This is a genomic window from Corallococcus llansteffanensis (genome assembly GCF_003612055.1).
GTDB lineage: Bacteria > Myxococcota > Myxococcia > Myxococcales > Myxococcaceae > Corallococcus > Corallococcus llansteffanensis.
Genome location: NZ_RAWB01000517.1, coordinates 1 through 7,114, shown reverse-complemented (window position 1 = coordinate 7,114; position 7,114 = coordinate 1). Strand labels below are relative to the sequence as shown.

Sequence of the window (7,114 nt, the reverse complement as noted above, 5' to 3'; positions counted from 1 at the left end):
GCACGAGCCCCGTGCGGGTGGAGGTGCTGGAGGACACGCGGGCGCGGGTCGTGCGCACCGGGAGCGGGCAGGCGTGCACGGTGGAGCGCTGGACGCTGCCGCCGGGCGCGCGCGAGGGGGACGTCATCGTGGACGGCCGCCTGGACCCGGAGCGGACGGAGCAACTGCGGCGCGAGGTGGCGCGGAAACGGGCCGCGTTGGCGGTTCCCCTTCCTCCGGGGCTCGAGCTGTGAGGTGGGGCGCCGGGGCCCACGGATGGGATAGGCGTTGACGGCTGACCCAGGATGATGAACATGCGCGCGATGCCGGAGTCCCTGCCCTTCCTCGAAGATGCCCAGCGGGGACTGGTGCGGCACTTCGGCTTGTCGGAGTTCCGTCCCGGACAGGCCCCCGTCATCAGCTCGGTGCTCAGCGGCCGCAACACCGTGGTGGTGATGCCCACGGGCGCGGGCAAGAGCCTGTGCTACCAGCTCCCGGCCACGCTGCTGCCGGGCATCACGCTGGTGGTGTCACCGCTCATCGCGCTGATGAAGGACCAGGTGGAGCAGCTCACCGCGCGCGGCATCGCGGCCACGTTCATCAACTCGTCGCTGTCGGACATCGAGCGGGCGGACCGCCTGCGCAAGCTGCGCGCCCGCGAGTACAAGCTGCTCTACGTCGCGCCGGAGCGGTTCCGCAGCGCCAGCTTCCTCGACATGGTCGCGGAGCTGGGGGTGGACCTGCTCGCCGTGGACGAGGCGCACTGCATCTCCCAGTGGGGCCACGACTTCCGGCCGGACTACGCGCTGCTGGGCCAGGTGCGCAAGCGCCTGCGTCCCCCGCGCACGGTGGCCCTCACCGCCACGGCGACGCCGGAGGTGCGCGAGGACATCGTCCGGGTGCTGCTGATGAAGGACCCGCACGTCTTCGCGGAGGGCTTCGACAGGCCCAACCTCTTCCTCGACGTGGTGAACGTCAGCGGGGACGAGGAGCGCCGGGAGGCGTGCACGCAGCTGGCCGCGAAGGGCGGCAGCGGCATCATCTACTGCTCCACGCGCAAGGCGGCGGAAGGGATGCACTCCGCGCTCGTGACGCGCAAGGTGCGCGCGGTGCTGTACCACGCGGGCATGGAGGACGACGCCCGCCGCCGCGCCCAGGACGACTTCATGTCCGCGAAGGAGGCGGTGGCGGTGGCCACCAACGCCTTCGGCATGGGCATCGACAAGTCGGACATCCGCTTCGTCGCGCACGCGAACATCCCCCGCGCGGTGGAGGCGTACTACCAGGAGATTGGCCGCGCGGGCCGGGACGGCAACCCCGCCACGGCGGTGCTCCTGTTCAACCACGCGGACGTGTACACACAGGAGCGCCTCATCGAGAGCAGCCACCCTTCGGAGTCCGTGCTGTCGGATGTCTGGACGGCGCTCCAGGGCGTGGACGAGTTCGAGCGGGGCGTGCACGCGCTGGCGGGCATGGTGGGGGCCAGCGAGTTCGAGGTCTCCGCCGCGCTCAAGATCTTCGAGCGCGAGGGCAAGCTGGAGCGCGGCGGCAGGGGTGAAGGCGAGTACGGGCTGACGCTGACGGACAAGGCCCCCACCGCCCAGCCGCACGCGACGGAGTCGCAGCGGCTGCTCCGCTCGCTGCTGGAGACCTTCCCCGTGGGACGGCAGGCCACCACGGAGCTGCCCATCCTCGCGCGGCGCACGGCGCTGTCGGAGGAGGAGGTCCGGCACGCGCTGGGCCTGCTGGAGAAGTCCGGCGTGGTGCGGGTGCGCAAGCCGTTCGCGGGGCGCTCCATCCGCGCGCTGGAGCGGGTTCCCTTCCGCGAGTTGAGCGTGGACCTGAGCCGGGTGCGCGAGCAGGAGCGGCGGAATCTCCTGATGCTCAAGCGGATGACGGACTACGCGTACACGCCGAAGTGCCGGCGCGCGTTCATCTTGCGCTACTTCGGCCAGGCGGACGCGGCGGCGGTGTGCGGCACGTGCGACCGGTGCGCGGGTAGCATGATGCCCAAGCCGGCCGGGTCATCCTCTCGCTCCCAGCCCGCCGTGGCCGGAGCGCCGGTGATGGCCTACAGCGAGCTTGCGTCCACGGAGCTGCGCCGCTGGCGCAAGGACCTGGCCAAGGACCTGGGCATCGCGCCCTTCATCATCTTCAACGACGCGACGCTGTTGGGGCTGTCCGCCGCGCTGCCGGTGGACCGGGAGTCCTTCCTCGCGGTGAAGGGCACCGGGGAGAGCCGCTGGGAGCGCTTCGGCCCCAAGGTGGTGGACATCTGCCTGATGGCGCGCGCCGCGGGCCATGAGCCGCAGGTGACGCCCGTGCCCCCGCGCGTGCGCAAGTCGAAGCTGCGCCGCTAGGCCGTCAGGCCTGTGGAGGTCCGCCCCTGCTGCTCGCGGCGCGGAGGACGGCCCACCGCAGCCCGGCCATCAGCACGCCCACCACCAGCGCGAGCAGGAAGATGACCGCCACGGTGACGGCGCCGAAGATGATGCGCACGCCGAGGTCGGAGACGCGGCCGTTGAAGTACGCCTCGCGCAGCGGCTCCAGGCCGTGCGTCAGCTCCAGCGCCCGCGCCGGCAGCGAGTCGAGCGCCATCGACAGGCGCTCGAAGAAGGGCGCCCGGTAGCGTCGTCGGATGGACTCCACGACGATGCCCACGAGCAGGTAGAGCACCGACAGCAGGAAGGCGTTGCCCCACATGACCTGCAGCAGGGGGGACGACGGGGGCCGCTCGCGCACGTCGGTCACGCTATCTCGACGCCCGGCGCTTGAGGAGCGGAAGAGCCTTCTTCACGCGGTTTGCCTCCGGCGCGCCGCTGGCCAGGCGCAGGAAGGCTTCGTACGCCTCCACGGCCCGGGGCAGCTCCGACGACTCGCGCACCAGCACGTCCGCCAGCGCCAGGTGCGCCAGGCCATCCGTGGGCTCCAGTTCCACCGCCTTGGCCAGGGCCTCGCGGGCGGGGGCCTCCTGCCGCTGCTTGAAGGCCACCAGGCCCAGCGCCAGGTACGCCCGCCCGTTGAAGGGGGCCAGCTTCACGGCCTCGTCCGCCGCCACCCGCGCCTCCTTCACCGCGCCGGCGCCCAGCAGCACCCGCGCCAGCGTCGCCTGGGCGAAGGCCTTGTCCCAGACGGTGGGCGCCTTGTCGGCCAGGTCCTGCAGCGTGCGCGCCGCCCCGCGGCCTCCGGCGGGAAGCTGCGCGTACAGCTCGCCCACGCGGCCGCACGTCGCGTCCGGTCCCTCGCGCCGGGCCGCCGCGAAGGCCGCGTCCGCGCTCTCCACCTGGCCCTGGCGCAGGAACGCCTGGGCAATCTCGCAGAAGGTGTCGGGGTCCTTGGAGTCCAGCTTGTTGGCGCGCTCCAGCGCCGCGAAGCCGCCCTTCGCGTCGCCGTTGGCGAACAGGAGCGCCGCGCGCAGCCGCTGTCCTTCCGCGTCATCCGGCGCGAGCTTCACCGCGCGGCCCGACGCGCCCTCCGCCTCCTTGCGACGGCCGGACTGGTACAGCGCCAGCGCGAAGCCCTTGTGCGCGGCCGCGTTGCCCGGGTTGTCGAGCTGCCACGCCTCGAACTGCTTCAGCGCCTCCGGCGTGCGGCCCAGCGCCAGGAGCACGCGGCCCAGGGCGTCGCGGGACTCGCCGTGCGCGCCGTTGCGCGCCACCGCCTGCGTCAGCGGCTTGAGGGCCATGTCCGGCAGCCCGCGCGCCAGGAGCAGCCGCCCCAGCGAGCACGCGCCTTCGTAGTCGCGCGGATCCTTCAGCGCCTCGTCGAACTGGGCCTGCGCCTTGTCGAGCGCGCGCTCGCGCCAGTACACCTGTCCCAGCGCCACGCGCAGGTCGGTGCGCGGCCGCTTGGCCAGCGCCTTCTCCAGCACGTCGCGCGCCTGGGCGCCGTTGCCTTCGTTCGCGTCCGCCAGTGCCAGCCACGCCACGGCCTCCGGCGGGTAGCGGTCGTTCACGCGCGTGCGGGCCAGCTCCGCGCGGGCGCGCTTCCAGTCCCCGAGCCGCGCGTACGCCGCGCCCCGCACCATCGCCACCTTGCGGCCGCCGTCCGCCTCCAGTCGCTGCAGCGCCTCGCGCTCGCGGTCGCGGTCCAGCAGCGTGCGGCCCAGCCCCTCCTTCGCCTCGTCGCTCTTGGGCTGCAGCTTCAACGCGGCCTCGTAGGCCTGCTGCGCGGCCTCCAGCTTGCCGGCCGCGCGGCCCGCGGCCCCGAGCGCGAGCTGGAAGTCCATGGCCAGCGGCCCCTGCGTGCCCTTGGAGAGCAGCGTGCGGGCCTCGTCGTACCGGCCCAGCGCGGACAGCAGCTCGCCGTGCACGAGCTGCTGACGGGGCTGGAGCGCGGGGGGCAGCTTCGGGTCCTGCGCCAGCGGCACCACGTCCGCCAGCGCCGCGTCCAGTTCCTGCTCCAGCGCGAGCCGGCTCTCCGCCATGCCGATGCGGGCGGCCGGATGCTCCTTCGACACTTCGCGAGCGCGCTTGAACATCTCCAGCGCCTGCGGGAAGTCCTCGGAGGCCAGGTAGTAGCCGCCCAGCGACACCAGCGCGCGGACGTTGCTCGGCGATGCCTTGAGCGCCCGGTCGAAGCGGTCCAGGGCCTTCTTCTCATCCTTCGCGGCCAGCAGCAGGCTGCCCGCGAGCGCGTGCACTTCCGTCACGTCGTCCTGCGAGGCGAGCAGCGCGCGGCGCGCCGACTCACGGCCCCGCTCGTCGGCGACGAGCTCGTTGGTGGCGAGCACCAGCCCGCCGAAGCCGTCCTTCACGCCCGGCTTCTCCAGCGCCTCCAGCGCCAGCCTCCGGTCCTCGGGCGAAGCGCCGTGGTCCTGGAAGCGCAGCGCGTGCGCGTAGCCGGTGAGCGCCCAGGCCTGCGCGCTGGCCTCGTCCATGTCCCGCGCGCGCTCGAGCTGCCGGAGCGCTTCGTCCAGCGACGCGCCCGTGTCCTGTGAAATCGCGCGCCGGGCCAGCTCCAGCGTCTCCGACAGCGTCTGGCCGCCCTGGCGGGAGCGGTAGAGCACGAAGAAGCCCGCGCTCGCGCCCAGGAAGATGAGCGCGACGAAGAGGGCCACGGTCTTCGTGCCGTAGCGCTCCAGGAGGGACTGCTTCGCCCGCTCCTTGGCGATCTTGTCGTGCATCTCGCGCTCGTACTTCGCGGCGAGCGCCTCCGTGTCCTGCGCGTTCGCCGCGGCCTTGTTGCGCGCGGCCGCCGCCGCCAGCTCCGAGGCATCCGGGATGTCGTCCAGCAGCGAGCGCTTGCCGCCCGACGTCGCCGTCACCACCACGGGCGTCACCGGCGCCACCGTGCGGGCCCGCGCCGTCTCCGGAGGAGGAAGGTCTCCCAACAGTCCTCCGCTTGGCGATGAGGAGGCCTCGTCGGCCGAAGGCTCCGGAATGTCCGCCAGCATCGGGGGCGAACGGCCCCGCTCCGAAGCGCCCTGCGCCGCACGTCCACGCCCTGAACCGGGCTCCTGCCCCGGATCCGAAGGCTCACCCTGAGCCGCGCGACCACGCCCCGACCCCGGCTCCTGTCCCGGATCCGAAGGGCCCTGCGCCGCGCGACCGCGCCCGGACCCTGGCTCCTGTCCCGGATCCGAAGGGCCCTGCGCCGCACGTCCACGCCCCGACCCCGGTTCCTGCCCTGGATCCGAAGGCTCACCTCGCGCCGCACGTCCACGCCCTGAACCGGGCTCCTGCCCCGGATCCGAAGCGCCCTGTGCCGCACGTCCGCGCCCGGAGCCCGGCTCCACGGACGCCTCGGAGCCTTCACCTCGCGCGCCCTGCAGCGCGTCGGAGGAACCGCCCTCCCCTGCCCGACCGTCGGCGTCCGACGTCCGCGCGTCCCCGCTCGCGGCCTCACCCGTCGGCGCGCGCTCCACGCCCCCCACGGGCGTCTCCGTCCGGGCGCGGCGCGGCTCCAGTCCTGCCGCGGCCGCGGCGCGCGCATCGAACGCGGACGGATGCGCTTCCGCCGCCGCTGGCGCCTCGGGCTCGTCCTCGTCCGGTGCCGCCGCTGGAACCACCAGCGTGCCCAGGTCCGCGAAGATGGGCGCGGGCCCGCCGGACAGCGCCTGCTGGGCCTGGTCCAGCCACTGCTTCACCCGCCCGTTGTTGGGCTGCAGAGCCACGGCCTTGCGCAGGATGGGCAGCGCCGAGCGGTACAGCCCGCGCTGCAACAACACCTCGCCAATGAGGTTGTAGGCGTAGGGGTTGTCCTTCTCGATGGCGATGGCCTGGTCGAACTGCTCCATCGCCTCGGCGGGCCGGCCCAACTGGATGAGGGCCTTGCCCCACAGCACCCGGCCCACGGTGGACGTGGGGTGGTGGGCAATGCCTTGGGTGCACACCTCGATGGTGCGCGCCGCGTCTCCCTTCTCCAACAGCGCCTTCGCGAGCTCCACGAAGACGGAAGAGGTCGGGTCCTGCCGGAGGAGCTGCTCGTAGCGCTCCACCATCGACTTGGCCATGTTGAGTCGCGACTCCGGTGCTCGGGCGGGGGAGCGCGGACCATAGCACTGCCGTCGTGCCTCGCGCCCAGCCGGTGGTAGCGTCGCGCACGTGAAACGCCTGCCTGCCCTGATGTTCGCCCTGGCCCTCGGTGGGGCCTGTGCCCACACCCCGCCCACCTCGGACCTGGAGGCCCTCCGTCCCGTCGTGGAGGGCTTCCACAAGAACCTGCGCTGGCGCAACTACCGCGCCCTGTCCAGCTTCCTCGTCCCCGAGGAGCGCCAGGACTTCGACCGCCAGCGCCGCGAGCTGCACGACGAGCGCGACCTCACCGTCACCGACTACGAGATCGAGGACGTGAAGCTCGCCGAAGACGGCCAGCACGCCACCGTGCACAGCCGCATCCAGTGGATGCGCCTGCCCTCCGTCTCCGAACAGACCGACACCGTCACCTCGGAGTTCGTCTTCCGGGAGGGCGTCTGGCTGCTGGAGAAGCAGCAGGCAGGCCCGTTCGCGGGCGAGCTGGAGTAGAAAAAAAGTCGCCCACCGCCTCGGGGCCGGCCGAGACGGTGGGCGTCGAGGGTTCCCCAATGGAACCCCCTACCAGGGTGACGGGGTCGCGCAGTGTTTCTCAGGCCCGCTGCGACTCCGCCGTGTTGCCTGGCTATAGAGCAATGCCGGTGCCAACCCTCCCGCCGCCC

General features: G+C 72.8%; 5 protein-coding genes. 3 read left to right on the top strand and 2 right to left on the bottom strand.

Annotation, left to right across the window (positions count from 1 at the left end; all coding sequences use genetic code 11):
• The first annotated feature begins 11 nt into the window (after positions 1-11).
• Both D7V93_RS33780 and D7V93_RS33775 read left to right on the top strand, forming a co-directional pair.
• Positions 12-233 (top strand): DUF3006 family protein, encoded by a 222-nt coding sequence (locus tag D7V93_RS33780; RefSeq protein ID WP_120647299.1) that lies wholly within the window; start codon positions 12-14, stop codon positions 231-233.
• A 51-nt stretch (positions 234-284) separates the two neighbouring features.
• Positions 285-2,339, top strand: a complete 2,055-nt coding sequence (locus D7V93_RS33775; RefSeq protein WP_120647298.1) for a RecQ family ATP-dependent DNA helicase — start codon at positions 285-287, stop codon at positions 2,337-2,339.
• Positions 2,340-2,343: 4 nt separating this feature from the next.
• Here D7V93_RS33775 and D7V93_RS33770 read toward each other — a convergent pair whose 3' ends face one another.
• Both D7V93_RS33770 and D7V93_RS33765 read right to left on the bottom strand, forming a co-directional pair.
• On the bottom strand, positions 2,344-2,730 hold the full coding sequence (locus D7V93_RS33770) for a hypothetical protein (RefSeq protein WP_372338380.1): 387 nt from the start codon (positions 2,728-2,730) through the stop codon (positions 2,344-2,346).
• Position 2,731: 1 nt separating this feature from the next.
• On the bottom strand, positions 2,732-6,433 hold the full coding sequence (locus D7V93_RS33765) for a tetratricopeptide repeat protein (protein ID WP_120647297.1): 3,702 nt from the start codon (positions 6,431-6,433) through the stop codon (positions 2,732-2,734).
• A gap of 91 nt (positions 6,434-6,524) precedes the next feature.
• On the opposite strand from D7V93_RS33765, the gene D7V93_RS33760 reads away from it, so the two are divergent.
• On the top strand, positions 6,525-6,944 hold the full coding sequence (locus tag D7V93_RS33760) for a hypothetical protein (protein WP_120647296.1): 420 nt from the start codon (positions 6,525-6,527) through the stop codon (positions 6,942-6,944).
• Positions 6,945-7,114 lie beyond the last annotated feature (170 nt).